This is a genomic window from Burkholderia sp. F1, assembly GCF_050813845.1.
Classification (GTDB): Bacteria; Pseudomonadota; Gammaproteobacteria; order Burkholderiales; family Burkholderiaceae; genus Burkholderia; species Burkholderia ubonensis.
In genome coordinates, this window is the sequence record NZ_CP172422.1 from 3,071,541 (window position 1) to 3,093,295 (window position 21,755).

The window sequence follows — 21,755 nt, forward strand, 5'->3', positions numbered from 1 at the left end:
GCTTCCTCAGTAATAGCCGCGCGGACGCAGCGGCTCGACGCCGCCGACGTTGCCCAGGTAGGCCCGCCACTGCTCGACGAGGCGCCGGATCAGCGACGGGTTCTGCGCGGACACGTCGGTCGTCTCGCCGCGATCCGACGCGAGATCGAACAACTGCCAGTGACCATCGAGCGGGCCGACCGGCGGCTCCGTCCACAGCGCCTTCCAGCGGCCGTCGGCGCTGCGCAGGTACGCGCGGCCGTACGCTTCGTCGCCGAACGGCGTCGTGTGCAGTTCGCCCGGATTCGCGCCGCTCAGCACCGGCAGCAGCGACTTGCCCGTCACCGGATACACGTAGCGGTTGTTGTAGAGCACCTTGCCCTTGTTCTGGTCGACGCCCGTCAGCGTGTTGACGAGCGGCGGCGCCGGCTGCGACGGCGGCGTGACGCCCGCGACGTCGAGGAACGTCGCCGTGTTGTCGGTCACGTGCGTGAAGATGCGCAGCGTCGGCAGCGCCTGCTTCTGGCCCGGCAGGCGGACGATCGTCGGCACCGACACGCCGCCCTCGGCCGAGTAGCCCTTCGTCAGCCGGAACGGCGCCGCGCTCACCTCGCCCCAGCGCAGCCCGTATTGCAGCCGCTGCGCGCTCTGCTTGCCGTTGTCGGTGCCGAGCGCCGAATACACGGGCTGCTGCGCGTTCGCGGTGTCGGTCGCCGTCGGGTCCGCGCCGGAATCGATCGGCCAGCCTTCCGCGCCGTTGTCCGACTGGAACATGATGAACGTGTTGTCGTATTCGCCGATGTCCTTCAGGTGCTGGATCAGCAGGCCGACGTTGTAGTCGAGGTTCTCGACCATGCCCGCGTAGATCTCCATGTAGCGCGCCTGCGCCTTGCGTTCGGCGGGCGACAGGCTCGACCACAGCTTGTCGACCTTGCCGGGGCCGTAATCGCTGTAGCCGTCCGCCGCCGCATGCACGGCGCTGATGTATTTCGCGCCCGCCGTGCCGTTGTTCGGCGTGGCCGGCGACGCCGCAAGCGTCTCGGGCAGCCCGTCGAACGGCTTGAAGTCGGCCGGGATCAGCCCGAGCGCCTTCTGCCGCGCAATGCGCGCATTGCGGATCGCGTCGTAGCCCGCGTCATACACGCCCGCGTACTTGTGCAGCCATGGATCGGGCACCTGCAGCGGCCAGTGCGGCGACGTGTAGGCCGCGTAGGCGAAGAACGGTTTGCCGTCCTGACGGTTCGAATCGATGTACGCGATCAGCTTCTGCGTATAGAAGTCGGTCGAATAGAACACGGCCGGGCTGCCGCCCGCGCCGCCCGGCTGGCCCGGTTGCCCCGGCTGCACGTAGCGGCCGTCCTCGGTGTAGTTCTTCGAGCCGGCGGGCTCGTGCGCGAAGTGATTGGTCGCCGCGCCGCCGAGCAGCACATAGCTGCGCTCGAAGCCCCACTGGTCCGGCGTCTGCCCGCCGCCCGTCGTGCTGCCGACGATCCCCGAGCCGATATGCCACTTGCCGGCCATGTACGTGTGATATCCGGCGTCCTTCAGCAGTTGCGCGACCGACAGCGCGCGGTCGTTCAAGTAGCCCTCGTAGCCGGGCAGCCCGCGCCGCTCGTCGGTCGGCGTGCCCATCGTGCCTTCGCCGACGAGATGGTGATCGGTGCCGGAAATCAGCATCGCGCGCGTAATTGCGCACACGGTGCCCGCATGATGATTCGACAGGATGCGCCCCGACTGCACGAGCGCGTCGAGGTTCGGCGTGTTGATCTCGCCGCCGAACGCGTGGATGTCGGAATAGCCGAGATCGTCGGCCATGATGTACAGGATGTTCGGGCGCTTCGCCGACGCGCCCGCGTCGGCCTGCCGCTGCGTACCGTCGACGTCGCCGCCGCACGACACGAGCGTCAGCGCGCCGGCGATCGCGGCGCAGATCAGGCGGAAGCGGGAAGCAGGCTGGGGCGCGGCGGGCTGGGTCATCGCGGTATCGCTCGTTCGTCGGGATCGGCGATCTTAGCGTTGCCGCGGCGGGGGCCAAAGTCGGATTCGTCACATGCTAGTGGGACGACGGAATATGACGCGACGGCGCACGGAAGGCATCGGCGGTATGGCGGGAAGCGCAACCGGCACCCGCCGCGGGCGGTACGCGCCGATGCTCAGGAATGCATGAAATGATAGGCAACGCTCATCGCGACGAGGCCGACGATAAACACGATGACGATCTGGAGTTTCCTGTTCACGGGCATGTCCCCTCGGGAAGCGAAAGCGCGCAATCATACGCACCGCCGCTCGGCGCCGTCAGCCTGTCGATCCTGACAGGGCGGGCATCACGACCTCCTGGACGATCCGCCCGCCGGCCGGCGTGCTCCAGTCGCCGGCCAGCTCCGCGATCACCTGGTTGGTGCTCGTCAGCGTGACGCCGCCCCGCTCCATCCGGCGCAGCGCCATGTCGTCGCCCATCGCGCTCGGCGAGCCGCCGGCGTCCGCCACGACCTGCACGTCGTAGCCGCGCCAGACGAGGCTCAGCGCTGGAAACACCGTGCACACGTCGTTGGTCACGCCCGCGATGACGATCCTGCGGCGGCCGGTCGCCTCGACGGCCGCGGCGAAGCGCGGGTCGTCCATCGCGTTGACGACGCCTGCACGCCTGACGCGCGCCTCGAACGCGGCCGGCAGGATGGCCTCGAGCTCGGGGAGCAGCGGCCCTTGCGCGAACGCCTCCATGCTGGACGTCATCACGACGGGCAGCCCGAGGATCGCCGCGGCTTTCGCGAGCATCAGCGCGTTGCGCTTCATTTCGTCGAACGGAATCGACTTCACCCAGCTCATCGTGCCGACCTGATGGTCGATCAACAGCATCGCGGCGTTGTCCGCGGTGAATCGTTCGAATGACATGGGCATTCTCCAGTCGATGCGCGGTCGCTCACGCGGCCTCGTGAGCCGCGTCCAGCGCCGGGTAATCGATGTAGCCCTTCGCGTCCGGCGGCGCGAAGAACGTCGTGCGGTCCGGCTCGTTCAGCGCCGCGCGCAGGCGGAAGCGCTCGGGCAGGTCCGGATTGGCAAGGAACGCGCTGCCGAACACGGTCGCGTCGGCGCGGTGCTCGGTCAGCGCCGCTTCGGCGCTGTCGCGATTCAGCCCGCCGCCCATCAGGTATGCGCCGTCGAAGCGCGGACGCAGCAACGCGTGATAGTCGACGCCGCCGCCGAACAGCGCGACGTGCAGATAGGCCAGGCCGAGACCACGCAACCGGTCGACAAGATACGCATAGGTTTCCTGAGGATTCGCGTCGGTGATGCTGTTGTAGTTCATCTCCGGCGAAATCTTGATGCCGACGCGGTCGGCGCCGGCCTCTCCCACCATCGCGGCGAGCGTCTCCAGCACGAAGCGCGCGCGGCCTTCGACCGAACCGCCATACGCGTCCTCGCGCCGGTTGCTGCCCGACGACAGGAACTGCTCGGGCAGGTAGCCGGACGCCGCATGCAGCTCGACGCCGTCGAAGCCCGCGTCGAGCGCGAGCCGCGTGGCCCGGCGGTATTCGTCGACGACGCCTGCTATCTCGTCGAGGCTCAGCGCGCGCGGCGTCACGAAATCGACCTGCCCGGCAGGCGTCCATGCCTGCCCGTCGGGGCGGATCGCCGACGGCGCGACGGGCAGCGCGCCATCCGGCAGCAGCGACGGATGCGAAATGCGCCCGCAGTGCATCAGCTGCATGAAGATCCGGCCGCCGCGCGCGTGCACCGCGTCGGTCACGCGCTTCCACGCCGCGACCTGCGCATCGGTGTCGATGCCCGGCGTGTGCACGTAGCCCTTGCCCGTCGCGGACGGAAACACGCCCTCGGTCACGATCAGGCCGGCGCTCGCGCGCTGCGCGTAATAGGTGGCGGTGATGTCGGCGGGCACGCCGTCGGCGGTGGCCCGCGAGCGGGTCATCGGCGCCATCACGACGCGGTTGGGCAACACATAGCGTCCGACGCGGACGGGATCGAAAAAGCGGCTCATGGCAACCTCCGGGTAACTGTGGCGCGCGCCGGACGGCGGCGCGACGAACGATGGAGGCAGTCTGAATCAAACCGTTGATGGGATAAATCCGTCAAAATGGAATTAATTGATCCATTGATGGAGCAGTGAACATGGAACTGCTGAACGACATGGCGCTGTTCGTCGACGTCGTGAACGCGATGAGCTTCCGCCGGGCGGCCGAAATCACGGGCGTGCCCAATTCGACCGTATCCCGGCGCATCAGCGCGCTCGAAAAGGCGATCGGCCTGCGCCTGCTGCACCGCACGACCCGCCGGATCGAGCTGACCGAAGCCGGGCAGCTCTACTACGAACGCTGCCGGCGCATCGTCGAGGAAGCGCGGCTCGCGCACGAGCAGCTCGGCGAGATGCTGGCGCAGCCCACGGGCGTGCTGCGCGCGTCGCTGGCGGTGGATTTCGCGATGGTCTTCCTCGCGCCGCTCGTCGTCGAATTCGCGCGCCGCTACCCCGGCATCCGCTTCGAGTTCGACCTCACGCCGCGCCGGGTCGATCTCGTCGCCGAGCCGTTCGACATTGCGATCCGGATGGGCGAGCAGCCGGATTCGACGCTGATCGCGCGGCCGCTCGCGCGCATTCCGGCCCGGCTCTACGCGTCGCCGCGCTATCTCGAGCAGGCGGGCGAGCCGGCCCATCCCGCCGAGCTCGCGCAGCACGCGTGCGTGGGTTTTCCGAAGCCGGGCGTCTGGACGCTGCATCGCGGCGCGGAATCCGTCGACGTCGCGATCGGCGGGCGCTTCGCGGTCAACAGCATCGGCATGTTCCGGCGGCTGGCGGTGCTGGACCAGGGCGTGATCCTCGTCGCCGAGGAACTGGTGGCCGAGGAGCTGGCGAGCGGTCGCCTGCGCCCCGTGCTGCCGGACTGGCAAGGCACGCCGGTGCCGGTTTACGCGCTCACCGCGACGCGCCTGCTGCCGGCGAAGACGCAGCGCTTCATCGAGTTTCTGCAGGAACAGCTGGGCAATCGGAAGACGAAAGCCGACCCGTCACGCGGCTGACCGCGTGTCGACCGGCCCGCGCACAACGCCCGGTCACCCATGCGCTCCGTGCCCGCCGTCGATGGACGAGCTCCGCGCGAGCACGCGCGGAATCTCGTCGACGAGCGCGTCGATCGCCACCCGCACCTTCGACGGCACCTGCCGCGCGTTCGGGCGCACCGCGAAGACTTCCGCGCTCCCCACGCTGTCGCTGTCCATCACGAGCACGAGGCGGCCGTCGCGCAGATACGGCGCCATCAGCCAGCACGGCAGCCACGCGAGCCCCGCGCCGGCCACGGCGGCGTCCGCGATCGCCTGCAGGTCGTCGAAGCGCAGGCGGGCGCTCACGCGAAGCTCGCGCACGTCGCCGTCCGCGCCGACGATCCGCCACGGCGCGACCTGCCCGCCGCGCGCGTAAGCGATGCCGACGTGCGACGCGAGATCCTCGAACCCGGCCGGCCGGCCGTGTTGCGCCAGATACGCGGGCGACGCGCAGATGCCCATCTGCTGCATGCCGAGCGGGCGGCAGACGAGCGCGGTCGTGTCGACGAGCGGGCCGACGCGCACCGCGACGTCGAAGCCGTCGTTGACGAGATCCGCGATGCGATCGCTGAACGACATCTCGACCTCGAGCCCCGGATGCCGCTCGACCAGCCGCCGCATGACCGGCGCGACGCACTGCCGGCCGAACAGCACCGGCGCGCTGATGCGCAGGCGCCCGGACGGCTCGCGGCGGCCCGCGTCGAGCGCGGCCTCCGTCTCGCCGAGCTCGGCCAGCACGCGGCGGCATTGCTCGTAGTACATGAGCCCTTCGTCGGTCAGGCTCAGGCGGCGCGTCGTGCGCTGCAGCAGCCGCACGCCGAGACGCCGCTCGAGCCGCGCGACGATCTTCGCGACGGCCGAGCGCGTCACGCCGATCCGCAGCGCCGCCGCCGCGAAGCTGCCCGATTCCACGACCTCGACGAACTCGGCGATGCCGCCCAGGCGATCGTCCATGCGCTTTTTCTCCTTGTCGATTCGTTTCCGTTTTGGCGACAGTCAGTGGAATAACTCTCTCCAATGCATCCTGCCGGGCAACATTATCATGAGCCCGTCAACCACGAACAGGAGTCGACATGCAGGCATGGCAGCAGAAACCCGGCGCCGGCATTGCCGGATTGCAGCGCATCGACGCGCCGCGCCGTCCGGCGGGCCCGAATGACGTCGTCGTGAAGATCCATTCGGCGTCGCTGAACTTTCGCGACCTGATGTTCGCGCGCGGCGACTACCTCGGCATCGGCGACGCGCCGCTGATCCCGGTGGCCGACGGCGCGGGCGAGGTCGTCGAAACCGGCCGCGACGTCACGCGCTTCAAGCCCGGCGATCGCGTGATCAACACCTACTTCCCGCGGTGGATCGACGGCCCGCCTACGCCGTCGAAGGCGGCGGGCTCGCCCGGCGCGCAGTTCGACGGCGTGCTCGCCGAGTACTTCGTCTCGGACGAAAACGCGCTGGTCGCGATTCCCGCGCATCTCGACTACGACGAAGCGTCGACGCTGTCGTGCGCGGGCATCACCGCGTGGAACGCGCTGTTCGGCGACGCCGCCGCGGCGCCCGGCTCGACCGTCGTGCTGCTCGGCACCGGCGGCGTGTCGATCATCGCGCTGCAGCTTGCGCATGCGGCGGGCCTGCGCACGATCATCACGTCGTCGAGCGACGCGAAGCTCGAACGCGCGCGCCAGCTCGGCGCCGATGCGACGATCAACTATCGCACGACGCCCGAATGGCAGCACGAAGTGCTGCGGCTCACCGGCGGCGCGGGCGCGGACATCGTCGTCGAGGTCGGCGGGCGGGACACGCTGCCGCGCTCGATCGCCGCGACGAAAATGGGCGGCGTCGTGTCGGTGATCGGCGGGCTCAGCAGCTTCGCGGGGCCGGAGCTCGGCCTGCTGTCGCTGATCGGCGGCATCCGGCGGCTGCAGGGCATCATGGTCGGCAGCCGTGCGACGCTCGATGCGGTGGCCGGGCTCGTCGACGCGCGCCGGATCAAGCCGGTCGTCGATCGCGTGTTCGGCTTCGACGAGACGCCGGACGCGTATGCGTACCTGCAGTCCGGGCAGCACTTCGGGAAGGTCGTGATCCGGGTCGCCGGGTAACGCGCAGCGCCGGGCCGCGCGCGGCCCGGCGCCGCGTCGTTTGCTCAGAACCGGTGGCGGATGCCCGCATGCACCATCAGTTGCTTCGACGTCGACGACAAATCGGCCGCGCCCGGAATACTGGCCTGATCGAGCGACGAACCGGTCGCGTCGCCCGCGACCTTCTGGTACGCGCCCATCACGTACACGTCCGTGCGCATCGACAGGTTGTAGTCGGCCATCAGCCCGACCGAATGGATCTTCGGCTTCACGCTGCCCGTCGTCGCGTCGTAGCGGACCGTCGTGTACACGTATTGCGCGCCGACGAAGAACGCGGGCGTGAACTGATACTTGCCGTTCACTTCGAAGTTCTGGTACTTGATCGACGCCACGGTCCCGCCCGCGAGCGGTCCCGTCACCGGCTGGATCGTCTCGTCGCCGGACAGGTAGCCGACGTTCGCCGTCGGCCGGCTCACATTGCTGTTCGTGTACGCGAATCCGAGCGTCGCGGGGCCCGCCGTGTAGTTGATGCCCGCGCCGAAGATCCGCAGCCGCGACGACACGAAGTTCGCGTCGGCCCCGACCGATCCCGCGCCCGCGATCGCGCCGCCCGGCGTCGCGCCGGGTCCGTCCGCGTTCAGGAACGCCGCGCCGACGAGCAGCCCGTCATGCTCGTACTGCGCGCCGACGCTCCATTGCCGGTTGTTCGCGAAGCCCGCGTCGTTGCTGAAGGCGTACGTGCCGCCGAACGAGAACCCGGCAAAATCCGGGCTCGCGTACTTGACCGTGTTGTTCACGCGGAACGTGTTGCCCGTATTGTCGTTGTCAAGCGGATGCGAGAACGGATACACGCCCCAGCTGCCGTTCGCGGTCGTCGGCGCGAGATAGTCGACGACGGAGTCGTATTGCCGGCCGAGCGTCAGCGTGCCGAAGCGCGTGCTGCCGAGCCCGACGTACGCCTGCCGGCCGAACATGCGGCCGCCCTGCGCGAGCGTGCCGTTGTTGACGTTGAAGCCGTTCTCGATCTGGAACAGCGCGCTGTAGCCGCCGCCGAGATCCTCGCTGCCCTTCAGGCCCCAGCGGCTGCCCTGGGCGAATCCGCTCGCCATCTGCCACATGCTGTGGCCGCCGGCGTTGTTCGTATAGTCGATGCCGACATCGACGAGGCCGTACAGCGTGACGCTGCTCTGCGCGAACACGGGCGCCGCGCACAGAGCCGGCACGATGACGTAAAGCAATCTCAAATTCATTTGTGATCCTGATTGATTTTGTGACGCGCCGGCTGTTTTCGGCGCGCCGGAACGCGCGGCTTACTTCGCGCCGTAGATATCGAAGTCGAAGTACTTCCGGTTGATGCGCGCGTACGTGCCGTTCGCGAGAATCGCCGCGAGCGCGTGGTTGAACGCGTCGCGCAGCTCGACGTCCTGCTTGCGCAACCCGAGCCCGTCGCCCTGACCGAAATACTTCGGGTCGTCGATCGGCGCACCCGCGAACATGAAGTCCTTGCCTTGCGGCTTCTTCAGGAACCCGTCGCTCGCCGCGATCGACGCCTGGAACGCCGCGTCGAGCCGGCCCGTCACGAGATCGGCGTACACCTGGTCCTGGTTCGGGTACGACACGATCTGCACGCCGGCCGCCTGCCAGTTCGCGATCGCATAGTCGGCCTGGGCCGAGCCCTGCTCGACGCCGATGCGCTTGCCCTTCAGCGATTCGGCGCTCGGCAGCAGCGGCGAACCCTTGTGCACGACGAGGCGCGCGGGCGCGTTCGAGATCCGGTTCGAGAACGCGATCTGCTGCATCCGCTTCGGCGTGATCGTCATCGACGACGCGATCACGTCGAACTTGCGCGCGAGCAGGCCGGGAATCATCCCGTCGAAGCTCGACTCCACCCACACGCAACGGGCGCGCAGTTCCGCGCACAGCGCATTCGTGATGTCGATGCCGAAACCCGCCAGCGTGCCGTCGGGAAGCTTGTATTCGAGCGGCGGGTAAGTCGGATCGACCGCGAGGCGAATCTCCTTGCCTGCCCAGTCGCCGCCTGCGTGCGCCGCTCCCGCCGCGAGCGTCATCGCGGCTGCCGCCATCCACTTCTTCATTGCCTGTCTCCTTGTGTGTACTTGAACATATGAACCGAAATCGCCGTGCCGTGTCAGCCGAGAAACCGCTCCGCGAGCGCAACCCAGTAGCTCGCGCCGGTCGCGAGAATCGCGTCGTTGAAGTCGTAGCCGGGGTTGTGCAGCGCGCATCCGGCCGCGCCGTCGCCGTTGCCGATCGACAGGTAGCTGCCCGGGCACGCGTTCAGCATGAACGCGAAATCCTCGCTCGCGGCGATCGGCTGCAGCTGTTCGATCAGTGCGTCGCCGCCGCCCCAGTCGCGTGCGACCTGCCGCGCGAAGGCCGTTTCGTCCGCGTGATTGACGAGCACCGGGTAGCCGACGCGGTAGTCGATCCCGGCCGTCGCGCCGTAGCTTGCCGCCTGGCCCGCGACCGTCTCGCGGATGCGCCGTTCGAGCAGCGCGCGCACCTCGGGCGACAGTGCGCGCACGCTGAGTTCGAGATCCGCGTGCGGCGGAATCACGTTCGACGCGGTGCCCGCATGGATCGAACCGGCCGTGATGATCGCGAGTGCCTGCGGGTTCACATTGCGCGACACGATCGTCTGCAGCGCCATCACGATCGATGCGCAGACGACCACCGGGTCCACGGTTGCGTGCGGCGCCGCGCCGTGCCCGCCGCGCCCGCTCACGCGCACGCGCACCTCGTCGGCCGACGCCATGAACGGGCCGTCGCAGAAGCCCAGCTTGCCCGCCGGCAGGCCCGGCACGTTGTGCATCGCGAACACCGCGTCGCACGGAAAGCGCGCGAACAGGCCGTCTTCGATCATCCGTTGCGCGCCGCCGAGCCCTTCCTCGGCCGGCTGGAAAATCAGGTTCAGCGTGCCGCCGAACCGTTCGCGTTCCGCCAGGCAGCGCGCGGCCGCGAGCAGCATCGCCGTATGGCCGTCGTGGCCGCACGCATGCATCACGCCGTCGATCCGGCTCGCATACGGCAGCCCGGTCGTCTCGCGGATCGGCAGCGCGTCCATGTCCGCGCGCAGGCCGAGCCGGCGGCCCGCGCCGCGCGTCAGCGTGCCGACCACGCCGGTGCCGCCGAGGCCGCGCGTCACCCGATAACCCCACGTTGTCAGGCAGTCGGCGACGAGCTCGCTCGTCGCGCGCTCCTCGAAGCCGAGCTCCGGATGCGCATGCAGCCGGTGCCGCAGCGCGATCGTTTCCGCTTCGATTGCCGCCATTTCAGGTGGAATGCGTGTCGAATCCAATTTTCCCGCTCCCCGATTCCGTATCGCCGCCGATCGCCGGATGGCTGATCGTTGACCGGATCGTATGCAGCGAAAATGCCGGCGAACAGCCCCGGTTTCGTTATGATGACAACCTTTCGTTGTCGGATCCGTGATCATGAAGCTGCATCAGCTGCAGGCGCTCGTCGCGAGCGCGGAGGCCGGAAGCATTCGCGGCGCGGCGCGCGCGCTGGGCCTGTCGCAGGCCGCCGTCACGCGGGCGCTGCGCGAACTGGAGGCGAGCGAACGCCTGCCGCTGCTCGTGCGCGCGCCGGAAGGGATCGGCTTCACCGAATACGGCAAGGCGCTGCTCACGCACGCGAAGCTCGTGCTCAAGCAGCTCGAACATGCGCAGGGCGATCTCGCGCGGATGCGCGGCCGCGTCGAAGGCCGGTTGAGCGTCGGCGTCACGCCGTGGCTCACGCTGACGTTTCTCGCCGAGACGGTACTGCTGTTTCGCGAGCGGATGCCGGACGTGCGCCTGGAACTGTATGAAGGATTGATGGCCGTCGCACAGCCGCTGCTGCGCGACGGCAGCATGGATTTCGCGCTCGGGCAGGTGCAGCCGGGCGTGGCCGCGCAGGAATTCGCGTGCGAGCCGGTGCTGACCTACGAGACGTCGGTGATGGTGCGCGCCGGCCATCCGCGCGAGCGCGTCCGCTCGATCCACGACCTGCTCGACCAGGACTGGGTGCTGAACTTCGCGCCGGACGGACAGGCCGCGCTCGTCGATTACCTGTTCACGCGCCACGGCGCGCAGATCGACGAGCGGCGCATCGTCCGCGCGCAATCGGTCGCGATGCTGCAGACGATGCTCGAACAGGCGGACATGTGCACGTGGTGCCCGACGATCCTGAGCGTCGTGCCGCCGTTCGGCGAGCGGATGCGCGCGCTGTCGCTGAAGGAACGCTTCGAGCCGCGCGAGCTCGGCATCGTCACGCGCCGCAGCAGCACGCAGAGCGACGCGGCGCGCTGCTTCATCGACTGCCTGCTGCAGGTGATCCGGCGTCACGCGCGCTCGGCGCGCAAGGAAGACCTCGCACTGTTCCGCACGCTGACGCTGCTGATCTGACGCGGCGCGCTTCCATCCGCGCGTGTCGGCTCGCCGCCGCTCCCCGTTCGCCGCACGCCCCAATTCACGCCCGCGCAAATGCATTTCGCAATCCGTTATTGGATCGCGCCGGCGCGCATTTCTATACTCGTCAGCACTCTCCTATGCAGAGTGCCAATCACACATTCCGACAGGACCAACCGATGAGCCTACGCCCCTTGCACGATCGAGTCATCGTGAAGCGACTCGACCAGGAAACCACCACCGCTTCCGGCATCGTGATTCCCGACAGCGCCGCGGAAAAGCCCGACCAGGGCGAAGTGATCGCGGTCGGCCCCGGCCGCCGGGACAACGACGGCCAGCGCATCGTGCCCGACCTGAAGGTCGGCGAGCGCGTGCTGTTCGGCAAGTACGCGGGCCAGACGGTCAAGGTGGACGGCAGCGAGCTCCTCGTGCTGCGCGAGGAGGACATCGTCGCCGTCGTCAATCAATAAAGGAGCGCAATCATGGCAGCGAAGGAAATCATTTTCAGCGACGTCGCGCGCGCGAAGCTGACCGAAGGCGTCAACATTCTCGCGAACGCGGTGAAGGTCACGCTTGGGCCCAAAGGCCGCAACGTCGTGCTCGAGCGCAGCTTCGGCGCGCCGGTCGTCACGAAGGACGGCGTGTCCGTCGCGAAGGAAATCGAGCTCGCCGACAAGCTGCAGAACATCGGCGCGCAGCTCGTGAAGGAAGTTGCGTCGCGCACCAGCGACGCGGCCGGCGACGGCACGACGACCGCCACCGTGCTCGCGCAGGCGATCGTCCGCGAAGGCCAGAAGTACGTCGCGGCCGGGCTCAATCCGCTCGACCTGAAGCGCGGCATCGACAAGGCCGTCGCGGCCGCCGTCGACGAGCTGAAGAAGATCAGCAAGCCGACCACGACGAGCAAGGAGATCGCGCAGGTCGCGACGATCTCGGCGAACGGCGAGGAGTCGATCGGCCAGCGCATCGCCGAGGCGATCGACCGCGTCGGCAAGGAAGGCGTGATCACCGTCGAGGACGGCAAGTCGCTCGCCGACGAGCTCGACGTCGTCGAAGGGCTGCAGTTCGATCGCGGCTACCTGTCGCCGTATTTCATCAACAACCCGGACAAGCAGATCGCCGAGATCGAGAGTCCGTACATCCTGCTGCACGACAAGAAGATCTCGAACATCCGCGAGCTGCTGCCGGTGCTCGAACAGGTCGCGAAGTCCGGCCGGCCGCTCTTGATCATCGCCGAGGACGTCGAAGGCGAAGCGCTCGCGACGCTGGTCGTGAACAACATCCGCGGGATCCTGAAGACCGTTGCGGTCAAGGCGCCGGGCTTCGGCGACCGCCGCAAGGCGCTGCTGGAGGACATCGCGATCCTGACCGGCGGCCAGGTGATCGCCGAGGAAACCGGCCTCACGCTCGAGAAGGCGACGCTGGCGGAACTCGGGCAGGCGAAGCGCATCGAGGTCGGCAAGGAGAACACGACGGTGATCGACGGCGCGGGCGACGCGGCGAGCATCCAGGCGCGCGTGAAGCAGATCCGCGTGCAGATCGACGAGGCGACGTCGGACTACGACCGCGAGAAGCTGCAGGAACGCGTGGCGAAGCTGGCCGGCGGTGTCGCGGTCATCAAGGTCGGCGGCGCGACCGAGATCGAGGTGAAGGAGAAGAAGGACCGCGTCGACGACGCGCTGCATGCGACGCGCGCGGCCGTCGAGGAAGGCATCGTGCCGGGCGGCGGCGTCGCGCTGATCCGCGTGAAGCAGGCGATCCGCGAGCTGACCGGCGCGAACGCCGACCAGCACGCCGGCATCAAGATCGTGCTGCGTGCGCTCGAGGAGCCGCTGCGCCAGATCGTCACGAACGCGGGCGAGGAAGCGAGCGTCGTGGTCGCGAAGGTCGCGGAAGGTTCGGGCAACTTCGGCTATAACGCGCAGACCGGCGAATACGGCGACCTCGTCGAATCGGGCGTGCTCGATCCGACCAAGGTCACGCGTACTGCGCTGCAGAATGCGGCGTCGGTTGCCGGGTTGTTGCTGACGACGGATGCGACCGTGCATGAAGCGCCGAAGGAGGCGGGGCCGGGGGTGGGCGCGCCGGAAGCAGGTGCGGGTGGCCCGGGCTTCGGATTCTGATCGAGAGGCGCCGCGTGCCGGTGTACCGGCGCGATTGATTCCGCAAAGCAACGAACAACGCGTAGCGACTCATGTCGTTACGCGTTGTTTTTTGGTCGCGCGCTGCGTCGCCTCGGCATAGGTCCCAGCAGGCCATTTCAATCGAGCCCGATCGTGACGGATCGCCTTACCGGTGGCACTGCGGCTGGGCGCGAATGGTGTCTCGTCCCATCGCACAGCTTTGTGCGAGAACCTGCTTGTCGGGCGCCGATCGCCAGCGGGCGCGCGCCTGCTCCAATTCCTTGGGCAAGGCGTCGCGCAGCAGCTTGCCGGCCTCCGGGTGGCCGACGCGCTCGTAGCCGGCGGCCATGGCTTCGGTGCATTCGCGCTGGGCTTGTTCGGCCTCGATACATTCCTTTGGCAGATCGGTGTCCTTGACCGCCGTTTGGTCACCGACCTCTCGAGTGGCCACTTCCTGGGTGGCAACCTCTTCTTTTTTTGTGCAGGCGCCCAGCAGTGCCGCCAGGGCCAGCGACAGGCATACGGATCGCAAGCGGTTGGAATACATCGGTTCTCCTTGGGTGAGTGTCGGGTTTGAGGCCGGTTCAGGTTCGCGGTGACCTTCCCTCTGTTATTCGCATTCCATAGGCCCCGGATTATGCGGCCGTCTCTTTCGTCTGGCGGTTATAAAACGCCAAGCATGATAACGAATATCGAAAGTCGGTTTCAAATCCGGCAATTCCACACTCTTGTCACATTTCAGGCCATTCACGGATGGATTGGAGTTTCCCGTATCACCGCCGTTAACGTCCTGTAGACGGCGCTGATCGGCCCGAGGTCTCTTCGACAAAGGTCAACGTGCCTTCGCATGTGAGCCAACCGGACACAACAACAACGGGTAGAAAAATCCACGATGAAACGTCTTGCCGCCTGCATTGCGGGCCTTCTGTCCGCCGCGTCGATCAACGCATCGGCCGCACCGATGGTGCTCGCCTATTATTCGGGCTACTCGCACAACTACGATTCGCTGACACGGAATTACGGCAATTTCAATGCCGTTTCAGTCGACTTCTACAACATCACGAAAGACGGGACCGTCACGGGCAACGGCGATCCGGCGCCGACCAATGCCCTCGCCTTCCTGAAGTCCAAAGGCATTCCCGCGTACGGTTGCGTGTCGAACGTCGACGGCAACTGGAGCGCATCGCTCGCGCACGAGGTCACGTCCGGGCACCTCGATACGGCCGTGCGCAACCTCGTCGCGTTCGCGCAGAAGAATCGGTTCGCGGGCATCAACATCGATTTCGAAGAGATCGATCAAGGCGACCGCAACAATTTCAGCAACTTCGTGCAGGTGCTGGGCCGGGCGCTGCACGCGCAAGGGCTCAAGCTCATCGTCAGCGTACCGGCGTTCTCGACGGCCGACGAGACGCATCCGGCCAACTACGGCTATGACCTGCGCGCGCTCGGCGCCGGTGCGGATTACCTGCAGATCATGACCTATGACGAGACGATCCCGACCTGGGACCCGGGCCCCGTCGCAGGCTCCGACTGGATGGAAAACGACCTCGACTACGCGGTCTCGCTGGTATCGGCGGACAAGATCCTGAACGGCCTGCCGTCATACGGCTACGATTGGCGTGCCGACAACTCCGGCAAGCAGCTCTTTTGGGCCGATACCGATGCGCTCGTCAAGCAGTATGGCGTGACGCCACGCTATGTCGGCTCGAACAACTCGGTGACGTTTCAGTATACGGCCGACGACGGCAGCGGCACGCACACGGTGTGGACCGAAAATGCGCGCAGCGTGCAGCTGAAAGCGAGCCTCGTCAATGCATACGGTCTGGCCGGCACGTCGATGTATGCGCTCGGGATGGAGAATGCACGCTTCTGGCAGGCATTGAAGGCGGGGCTTGCACAGCAATAGCGCTGCCCCTTGCCTGATCCTCGAACGCGGCCGGGCGATACGTTGGCCCTCGCGCACGCTGAACTGCGTGAGTGCATGCCGGGCCGCCGTGCGGACATACCGGCCGTCGCGTGCATGAACGCGCAGCCTCAGCGTCATCTTCGGTTCGGGCTTGACCCTGGCGACGCTGCCCTACAACGTGTCAGCAGACAGCCATTGATGCCGCCTTCGCGTCAATACATCCATTTGCTGACCAGCGCTCGGCCGAACCGCTCAACGAGTAGATCTTCTCCTGCTTCTTCCTGTTCATGCACATCAGCAAGCATCTTGATCATTAGCGCCTCAAGATAGCTATTGATATCAGACGCGAAAAAAGTCAGCGCAGGATCGGTATCGTGGTCGAAGTAAAAGACTTCGCCGGTACTTCCGTGAAAGCAGAACATATTGCCGTTGCCGAGATAATCGCTGAACACGACCATCTGCTTGGCAAGGACATCTTCCTGCTCCGACAGCCCTCTCTCCACCAGACCGGGAAAGGCGTCAAATAGCGGCTGGATGGGTATCGGCGCATCATTTTCCAGCGCGCAAAGGTGTTCGGCCAGCTGTAGCGCTCCAATTTCCAGATGGTAGCGTCGGAGGGCGCCGGGCAGTGTGCACCCAATCCGCACCTCGGCCTGCGACACCGCACCCTGCGTAGCCGGGGTCACCTTGGGCATGGTTACGTGTCCGGCCCACAAATCCGCATAGGCTGCGATAACGGCCCGAAACCATGCAAAACGCGCAGCGTCATCCGGTAAGCTCGGCCATTCGAGGGGGGGTACGGAAGAGTTTGTACGTGTCATCGGTTTTCGAAAGTTGATGTTGATAAGTAACGACAACCGCCGAAGCGGTGGGGCCATTGCCACGCTCGCACAATGACACATCCCGGCAAATGTACAGCCGACGAAAGAAAGCTTCGCGAAGTTCCTTGCCATGTTTATGCGGACAAGGCAAGGCGTATGGCTCGCGACGGATATCCCCGAGCCTCCGTGCACCCACACTGTTTACTGACGAACCAAAAAAAACGGCGCCGCAAGCATTCAGCCTGCGGCGCCATTGCGCGGCGCTACGACGAGCACAACCCGCCGTAGTCCGACAGCACGCTTACATCTGCACGGTGTTGGCCACTTCCTTGAAGTCTTCGATCTGGTCGAAGTTCATGTACTTGTAGATCTTGTCGCCGTTGGCGTTGATCACGCCGATGTCGGCCATGTACTCGTCCTTGGTCGGGATCTTGCCCAGGCGCGAGCAGATCGCCGCCAGTTCCGCCGAGCCGAGGTACACGTTCGTGTTCTTGCCCAGGCGGTTCGGGAAGTTGCGGGTCGAGGTCGACATGACCGTCGCGCCTTCGCGCACCTGTGCCTGGTTGCCCATGCACAGCGAGCAGCCCGGCATTTCGGTGCGTGCGCCGGCCGTGCCGAACACGCCGTAGTGACCTTCTTCGGTCAGCTGCTTCTGGTCCATCTTGGTCGGCGGGGCCACCCACAGCTTGACGGGAATGTCGCGCTTGCCCTCCAGCAGCTTCGACGCCGCACGGAAGTGGCCGATGTTGGTCATGCACGAGCCGATGAACACTTCGTCGATCTTCGCGCCGGCCACGTCGGACAGCGTCTTCACGTCGTCCGGATCGTTCGGGCAGGCCACGATCGGCTCGTGGATGTCGGCCAGGTCGATCTCGATGACGGCGGCGTAGTCGGCGTCGGCATCCGGCGACAGCAGTTGCGGGTCGGCCAGCCACTGCTCCATCGCCGTGATGCGGCGCTGCAGGCTGCGCGGGTCCTGGTAGCCCTGCGCGATCATCCACTTCAGCAGCGTGACGTTGCTGTTGAGGTATTCGATGATCGGTTCCTTGTTCAGGTGGACCGTGCAACCGGCCGCCGAGCGCTCTGCGGACGCATCCGACAATTCGAACGCTTGCTCGACCTTCAGGTCCGGCAGGCCTTCGATTTCAAGAATGCGGCCCGAGAAGATGTTCTTCTTGCCCTGCTTGGCCACCGTCAGCATGCCTTGCTTGATCGCGTACAGCGGAATCGCGTTGACCAGGTCACGCAGCGTCACGCCCGGCTGCATCTTGCCCTTGAAGCGGACCAGCACCGATTCCGGCATGTCCAGCGGCATCGTGCCGGTGGCGGCCGCAAAGGCGACCAGGCCCGAACCGGCCGGGAAGCTGATGCCGATCGGGAAGCGCGTGTGCGAATCGCCGCCGGTGCCCACGGTGTCGGGCAGCAGCATGCGGTTCAGCCACGAGTGGATCACGCCGTCGCCCGGACGCAGCGCGATGCCGCCACGGGTGCTGATGAAGTTCGGCAGGGTCTGGTGCGTCTTCACGTCCACCGGCTTCGGATAAGCGGCGGTGTGGCAGAACGACTGCATCACGAGGTCGGCCGAGAAGCCCAGGCACGCCAGGTCCTTCAGTTCGTCGCGGGTCATCGGGCCCGTGGTGTCCTGCGAGCCGACCGAGGTCATCTTCGGTTCGCAGTACGTGCCCGGGCGGACGCCCTGGCCTTCCGGCAGACCGCATGCGCGGCCGACCATCTTCTGCGCGAGCGAGAAGCCCTTGCCGCTGTTGGCCGGCTGGTGCGGCAGGCGGAACAGCGTCGACGGGGCCAGGCCCAGCGCTTCACGCGCCTTCGCGGTCAGCCCGCGGCCGATGATCAGCGGAATGCGGCCGCCGGCGCGCACTTCGTCGAACAGCACGTCGGACTTGACCTGGAACTCGGCGATCACTTCGCCGTTCTTCAGCGCCTTGCCGTCGTACGGGCGCAGTTCGACCACGTCGCCCATTTCCATCTGCGACACGTCGAGCTCGATCGGCAGCGCGCCCGCGTCTTCCATCGTGTTGTAGAAGATCGGGGCGATCTTGCCGCCCAGGCACACGCCGCCGAAGCGCTTGTTCGGCACGAACGGGATGTCTTCACCCGTGAACCACAGCACCGAGTTGGTGGCCGACTTGCGCGAGGAGCCGGTGCCGACCACGTCGCCCACGTACGCGACCAGGTGGCCCTTTTCCTTCAGCGACTCGATGAACTTGACCGGGCCGCGCTTGCCGTCCTCTTCCGGCGTGATGCCGGGGCGGGCGTTCTTCAGCATCGCCAGCGCGTGCATCGGGATGTCCGGGCGGGTGGTGGCGTCCGGGGCCGGCGACAGGTCGTCGGTGTTGGTTTCGCCCGTCACCTTGAAGACGGTGATGGTCAGGCTTTGCGGCACTTCCGGACGGCTGGTGAACCATTCGGCGTCGGCCCAGCTTTGCAGCACGGCCTTCGCGTGCGCGTTGCCCTTGTCGGCCAGTTCCTTCACGTCATGGAACTGGTCGAACATCAGCAGGGTTTTCTTCAGCGCGTCGGCGGCCACGGCAGCCACGGCGTCGTCGGACAGCAGCTCGATCAGCGGCTGGATGTTGTAGCCGCCCAGCATCGTGCCGAGCAGTTCGGTGGCGCGCTCGCGCGAGATCAGCGGGCAGGCGGTCTCGCCTTTGGCCACGGCGGCCAGGAAGCCGGCCTTCACGCGGGCGGCTTCGTCCACGCCGGCGGGCACGCGGTAGGTGATCAGGTCGAGCAGGGTCTGCTCTTCGCCGGCGGGCGGATTCGCCAGCAGTTCCACCAGTTCGGCGGTCTGCTGAGCCGTCAGCGGCAGGGGAGGAATACCGAGCGCGGCGCGGGCGGCCACGTGAGCACGAAAGTTTTCAAGCATGGGGGACCTGCTGATGTTGAGTTTCAGGGGAAGGCCTTTCAGGCACGCCGAGGCTGTTCCGGGCACTGCTTTGACGATCGCGATTCTAATCGCAATATCCCGCAACGTCAAATGTCTTATGTCTTATATAAGAGTTGAAAGACAAGGCTCGGGAAATCGTGGCGGCAAGGGGGAATCGACCGAATCGACCTTTTCGCGCGAAATCCGGCTGCTTGCATGAGAGCCTTGTCGTACAAGGTATTCCGGGCAATCCCGACTATCGTCGGCAGGAGCGGAGACGATCCGCGGCACGCTGCTCGACCGCGATTTCCGATCGTCCCCTGACGTGAGGCAGCCCCCGTCGGGGCTGAATTTCGTTATGTGATATTGGGGCGCGAGCAGTTCGAGGCCGCCACGGCGACCGCATTCGCCAACTGGAGCAGAACCCTGAGCGAGACAGCCGATGCGCTGATGGCCTGCGTGCCGGAAACCGTCGATACGCCGGGCGCGCTCGGACGCTCGGCTCGAACCTCGCGGTCAGGCGTCAGGACGCCATGGCATGGATTTTTGCCGCGCGCCACGGTAATCCACGAACGCGACCTGACAATGCGCATCGGAGGCGCGACCAACCATGCCGCCGCTTCAGTGCTGAATCCCCCACCGCCGCACCGTCAACCGCTCGAGCGTATCGAACACGAGATGCTCGACGAGCAACCCGATCACGATCACCGCCGCGAGCCCCGCGAACACGCGATCCGTATACAGCTCGTTGCGGTTCTGGAAGATGTACCAGCCGAGCCCGCCCTGCCCCGCGCTCGCGCCGAACACGAGTTCCGCGGCGATCAGCGTGCGCCACGCGAACGCCCAGCCGACGCGCAGGCCCGCAAGAATCGACGGCAGCGCGGCCGGCACGAGGATCAGCGCGACCTGGCGCAGCCCCGTGAGCCCGTAGTTGCGGCCGGCCATGCGCAGCGTCGCGGGCACGCCGAGAAAACCCGTGTACATGTTCAGCGCGAGTGGCCACAACACCGCATGCACGAGCACGAACAGCAGGCTGCCGGCACCGAGGCCGAACCACAGCAACGCGATCGGCAGCAGCGCGATCGACGGCAGCGGGTTGAACATCGAGGTCAGCATCGACAGCAGGTCGCGGCCGAAGCGCGTCGAGACGGCAACCGACGTCAGCGCGAACGCGAGCACGACGCCGAGCGCATAGCCGCGCAGCAGCACCGACAGCGAGATGCCGGTCTTCACGAGCAGCTCGCCCGACACGATGCCCTGCACGAACGCGGCGAGCGTCGCGCCGAAGGTCGGCACGAGCAGGTCGTTGGCGACGAGCCGCGCGGTGAGTTCCCATGCGCCGACCAGCACGAGCGCGATCAGCGCGCGGCGAAACCAGCCGGCGTCCAGTACGCGCCGCGCGAGCGGCACGGGAGCCGCACGTTCGACGTCGAGCGGCGCCCGCAGCGGCAGTTCGTATTCCGCGCGCACCGGCGGCAGCGGCGGCAAAGTCGGATTCTGCGTGCTCATCGTTCGGTCTCCTTTGCGATTTCGTCGTCCGTCTCGAACAGCAGCCGGTGAATGCGCGCGACGCTGTCGCGGAAATCGGCGCGGCCAACGCTGTCCTGCGAATACGCGTGGCTGTCGAGTTCCGCGCGCACGCGGCCCGGGTGCGGCGACAGCAGCAGGATCCGGTTGCCGACGACGAGCGCCTCCTCGATCGAATGCGTGACGAACAGCAGCGTGAACCGCACGTCGTCCCACAACCGCAGCAGCTCCTCCTGCATCTTGCGGCGGGTCAACGCGTCGAGCGCGGCGAACGGCTCGTCCATCAGCAGCACGCGCGGCTGCATCGCGAGCGCGCGTGCGATCGCGACGCGCTGCTTCATGCCGCCGGACAGCGTGTGCGGATACGCGTCGGCGAATGCGGCAAGGCCGACCTTGTCGAGATAGTGCAAAGCGCGCTCGCGCGCTTCCGCACGCGGCAGCTTCTTCGCGACGCGCAGCGGGAACGCGACGTTCTCGGCGACCGTCTTCCACGGCGGCAGCTGATCGAATTCCTGAAACACGACGACGCGATCGGCGCCGGGCCCGCGCACCGGCTCGCCACCGAGCGCGATCGTGCCGGACACCGGCTCGATAAAACCCGCGATCGCCTTCAGCAGCGTCGACTTGCCGCAACCCGACGGCCCGAGCAGCACGAAGCGGTCGCCGCCGTACACGTCGAAGCTCACCTGATGCGTCGCGCGGACGATGCGCGCGTGGCTGCGATATTCGAGACTGACGCGGTCGATCGCGAGCAGGCGCTCGCTGTGCGCGGGCGGCGCGGCGGCATCCGGCGCGGGCCGGACGTCGGCGGCTGGCGCCTCGGCCGCCGCCCGCACGACGGGCGACGAGCCCTGACGCGCCGCAGCCGGCAGTGCCCAGCTTCGGGACGTGGTGACGTTCACGATAAGGATTCCTGCGAGTAAAACGTCACCATACGGTCGGCCGGTTCACACACCAACCAATCATTGCGCATATT

The 21,755-nt window shown here is 66.8% G+C and carries 18 protein-coding genes; 6 read left to right on the forward strand and 12 right to left on the reverse strand.

Going from position 1 to position 21,755, the window contains the following annotated elements:
* Nucleotides 1–6 precede the first annotated feature (6 nt).
* The 3 genes from ACFIMZ_RS32265 to ACFIMZ_RS32275 all read right to left on the reverse strand — a co-directional run bounded on the left by ACFIMZ_RS32265 (nucleotide 7) and on the right by ACFIMZ_RS32275 (nucleotide 3,976).
* Nucleotides 7–1,956, reverse strand: a complete 1,950-nt coding sequence (locus ACFIMZ_RS32265; protein ID WP_431823489.1) for an arylsulfatase — start codon at nucleotides 1,954–1,956, stop codon at nucleotides 7–9.
* Nucleotides 1,957–2,274: 318 nt separating this feature from the next.
* The gene (locus ACFIMZ_RS32270) at nucleotides 2,275–2,871 is read right to left on the reverse strand and encodes an isochorismatase family protein (protein WP_431823490.1); all 597 of its coding nucleotides are present in this window, start codon (nucleotides 2,869–2,871) and stop codon (nucleotides 2,275–2,277) included.
* A 28-nt stretch (nucleotides 2,872–2,899) separates the two neighbouring features.
* Entirely contained in the window at nucleotides 2,900–3,976 is a 1,077-nt protein-coding gene (locus tag ACFIMZ_RS32275; protein WP_431823491.1) for an alkene reductase, read from the reverse strand.
* Nucleotides 3,977–4,107: 131 nt separating this feature from the next.
* Between ACFIMZ_RS32275 and ACFIMZ_RS32280 the strand changes: the two genes are divergently transcribed.
* Entirely contained in the window at nucleotides 4,108–5,010 is a 903-nt protein-coding gene (locus ACFIMZ_RS32280; RefSeq protein ID WP_431823492.1) for a LysR substrate-binding domain-containing protein, read from the forward strand.
* Between the two features lie 33 nt (nucleotides 5,011–5,043).
* On the opposite strand, the gene ACFIMZ_RS32285 is transcribed toward ACFIMZ_RS32280, so the two are convergent.
* Complete coding sequence (locus ACFIMZ_RS32285) at nucleotides 5,044–5,985, reverse strand: LysR family transcriptional regulator (protein ID WP_431823493.1); 942 nt, start codon at nucleotides 5,983–5,985, stop codon at nucleotides 5,044–5,046.
* Nucleotides 5,986–6,104: 119 nt separating this feature from the next.
* On the opposite strand from ACFIMZ_RS32285, the gene ACFIMZ_RS32290 reads away from it, so the two are divergent.
* A complete protein-coding gene (locus tag ACFIMZ_RS32290) occupies nucleotides 6,105–7,124 on the forward strand; it encodes a zinc-dependent alcohol dehydrogenase family protein (RefSeq protein WP_431823494.1) in 1,020 nt (339 codons plus the stop codon).
* Between the two features lie 44 nt (nucleotides 7,125–7,168).
* On the opposite strand, the gene ACFIMZ_RS32295 is transcribed toward ACFIMZ_RS32290, so the two are convergent.
* Genes ACFIMZ_RS32295 through ACFIMZ_RS32305 form a run of 3 tightly spaced genes read right to left on the reverse strand, consistent with a single transcriptional unit; the run spans nucleotide 7,169 to nucleotide 10,422 of the window.
* On the reverse strand, nucleotides 7,169–8,353 hold the full coding sequence (locus tag ACFIMZ_RS32295; RefSeq protein ID WP_431823495.1) for a porin: 1,185 nt from the start codon (nucleotides 8,351–8,353) through the stop codon (nucleotides 7,169–7,171).
* Between the two features lie 60 nt (nucleotides 8,354–8,413).
* Nucleotides 8,414–9,199 carry an ABC transporter substrate-binding protein gene (locus tag ACFIMZ_RS32300; protein WP_431823496.1) on the reverse strand — a complete coding sequence of 262 codons (786 nt, stop codon included), beginning with the start codon at nucleotides 9,197–9,199 and terminating at the stop codon, nucleotides 8,414–8,416.
* Between the two features lie 53 nt (nucleotides 9,200–9,252).
* On the reverse strand, nucleotides 9,253–10,422 hold the full coding sequence (locus ACFIMZ_RS32305) for a M20 aminoacylase family protein (RefSeq protein ID WP_431823497.1): 1,170 nt from the start codon (nucleotides 10,420–10,422) through the stop codon (nucleotides 9,253–9,255).
* A gap of 136 nt (nucleotides 10,423–10,558) precedes the next feature.
* Between ACFIMZ_RS32305 and ACFIMZ_RS32310 the strand changes: the two genes are divergently transcribed.
* The 3 genes from ACFIMZ_RS32310 to groL all read left to right on the forward strand — a co-directional run bounded on the left by ACFIMZ_RS32310 (nucleotide 10,559) and on the right by groL (nucleotide 13,638).
* Nucleotides 10,559–11,512: a LysR substrate-binding domain-containing protein gene (locus ACFIMZ_RS32310; RefSeq protein ID WP_431823498.1), complete on the forward strand. Its 954-nt coding sequence runs from the start codon at nucleotides 10,559–10,561 to the stop codon at nucleotides 11,510–11,512.
* A 182-nt stretch (nucleotides 11,513–11,694) separates the two neighbouring features.
* A complete protein-coding gene (locus ACFIMZ_RS32315; RefSeq protein WP_010098917.1) occupies nucleotides 11,695–11,985 on the forward strand; it encodes a co-chaperone GroES in 291 nt (96 codons plus the stop codon).
* Nucleotides 11,986–11,997: 12 nt separating this feature from the next.
* Entirely contained in the window at nucleotides 11,998–13,638 is a 1,641-nt protein-coding gene (groL, locus tag ACFIMZ_RS32320; protein ID WP_431823499.1) for a chaperonin GroEL, read from the forward strand.
* A gap of 166 nt (nucleotides 13,639–13,804) precedes the next feature.
* Here groL and ACFIMZ_RS32325 read toward each other — a convergent pair whose 3' ends face one another.
* Nucleotides 13,805–14,185, reverse strand: a complete 381-nt coding sequence (locus tag ACFIMZ_RS32325) for a hypothetical protein (protein ID WP_431823500.1) — start codon at nucleotides 14,183–14,185, stop codon at nucleotides 13,805–13,807.
* 345 nt (nucleotides 14,186–14,530) lie between these two features.
* Between ACFIMZ_RS32325 and ACFIMZ_RS32330 the strand changes: the two genes are divergently transcribed.
* Complete coding sequence (locus ACFIMZ_RS32330; protein ID WP_431823501.1) at nucleotides 14,531–15,544, forward strand: glycosyl hydrolase family 18 protein; 1,014 nt, start codon at nucleotides 14,531–14,533, stop codon at nucleotides 15,542–15,544.
* Between the two features lie 212 nt (nucleotides 15,545–15,756).
* Here ACFIMZ_RS32330 and ACFIMZ_RS32335 read toward each other — a convergent pair whose 3' ends face one another.
* The 4 genes from ACFIMZ_RS32335 to ACFIMZ_RS32350 form a co-directional block, all read right to left on the reverse strand.
* A complete protein-coding gene (locus tag ACFIMZ_RS32335; protein WP_431823502.1) occupies nucleotides 15,757–16,239 on the reverse strand; it encodes an SMI1/KNR4 family protein in 483 nt (160 codons plus the stop codon).
* Nucleotides 16,240–16,666: 427 nt separating this feature from the next.
* Complete coding sequence (gene acnB / locus ACFIMZ_RS32340) at nucleotides 16,667–19,252, reverse strand: bifunctional aconitate hydratase 2/2-methylisocitrate dehydratase (RefSeq protein WP_431823503.1); 2,586 nt, start codon at nucleotides 19,250–19,252, stop codon at nucleotides 16,667–16,669.
* A gap of 621 nt (nucleotides 19,253–19,873) precedes the next feature.
* Nucleotides 19,874–20,761 carry an ABC transporter permease gene (locus ACFIMZ_RS32345; protein ID WP_431823504.1) on the reverse strand — a complete coding sequence of 296 codons (888 nt, stop codon included), beginning with the start codon at nucleotides 20,759–20,761 and terminating at the stop codon, nucleotides 19,874–19,876.
* Nucleotides 20,758–21,681: an ABC transporter ATP-binding protein gene (locus tag ACFIMZ_RS32350; protein WP_431823505.1), complete on the reverse strand. Its 924-nt coding sequence runs from the start codon at nucleotides 21,679–21,681 to the stop codon at nucleotides 20,758–20,760. Before ACFIMZ_RS32350 ends, ACFIMZ_RS32345 begins: the two co-directional genes overlap by 4 nt.
* Nucleotides 21,682–21,755 lie beyond the last annotated feature (74 nt).

Coding starts and splice junctions, on each gene's coding strand:
- ACFIMZ_RS32330 (WP_431823501.1), top strand. CDS start 14,531: ATGAAACGTCTTGCCGCCTGCATTGCGGGCCTTCTGTCCGCCGCGTCG.
- ACFIMZ_RS32265 (WP_431823489.1), bottom strand. CDS start 1,956: ATGACCCAGCCCGCCGCGCCCCAGCCTGCTTCCCGCTTCCGCCTGATC.
- ACFIMZ_RS32335 (WP_431823502.1), bottom strand. CDS start 16,239: ATGCCCAAGGTGACCCCGGCTACGCAGGGTGCGGTGTCGCAGGCCGAG.
- groL (WP_431823499.1), top strand. CDS start 11,998: ATGGCAGCGAAGGAAATCATTTTCAGCGACGTCGCGCGCGCGAAGCTG.
- ACFIMZ_RS32290 (WP_431823494.1), top strand. CDS start 6,105: ATGCAGGCATGGCAGCAGAAACCCGGCGCCGGCATTGCCGGATTGCAG.
- ACFIMZ_RS32315 (WP_010098917.1), top strand. CDS start 11,695: ATGAGCCTACGCCCCTTGCACGATCGAGTCATCGTGAAGCGACTCGAC.
- ACFIMZ_RS32280 (WP_431823492.1), top strand. CDS start 4,108: ATGGAACTGCTGAACGACATGGCGCTGTTCGTCGACGTCGTGAACGCG.
- ACFIMZ_RS32345 (WP_431823504.1), bottom strand. CDS start 20,761: ATGAGCACGCAGAATCCGACTTTGCCGCCGCTGCCGCCGGTGCGCGCG.
- ACFIMZ_RS32270 (WP_431823490.1), bottom strand. CDS start 2,871: ATGTCATTCGAACGATTCACCGCGGACAACGCCGCGATGCTGTTGATC.
- ACFIMZ_RS32295 (WP_431823495.1), bottom strand. CDS start 8,353: ATGAATTTGAGATTGCTTTACGTCATCGTGCCGGCTCTGTGCGCGGCG.
- ACFIMZ_RS32285 (WP_431823493.1), bottom strand. CDS start 5,985: ATGGACGATCGCCTGGGCGGCATCGCCGAGTTCGTCGAGGTCGTGGAA.
- acnB (WP_431823503.1), bottom strand. CDS start 19,252: ATGCTTGAAAACTTTCGTGCTCACGTGGCCGCCCGCGCCGCGCTCGGT.
- ACFIMZ_RS32325 (WP_431823500.1), bottom strand. CDS start 14,185: ATGTATTCCAACCGCTTGCGATCCGTATGCCTGTCGCTGGCCCTGGCG.
- ACFIMZ_RS32275 (WP_431823491.1), bottom strand. CDS start 3,976: ATGAGCCGCTTTTTCGATCCCGTCCGCGTCGGACGCTATGTGTTGCCC.
- ACFIMZ_RS32310 (WP_431823498.1), top strand. CDS start 10,559: ATGAAGCTGCATCAGCTGCAGGCGCTCGTCGCGAGCGCGGAGGCCGGA.
- ACFIMZ_RS32300 (WP_431823496.1), bottom strand. CDS start 9,199: ATGAAGAAGTGGATGGCGGCAGCCGCGATGACGCTCGCGGCGGGAGCG.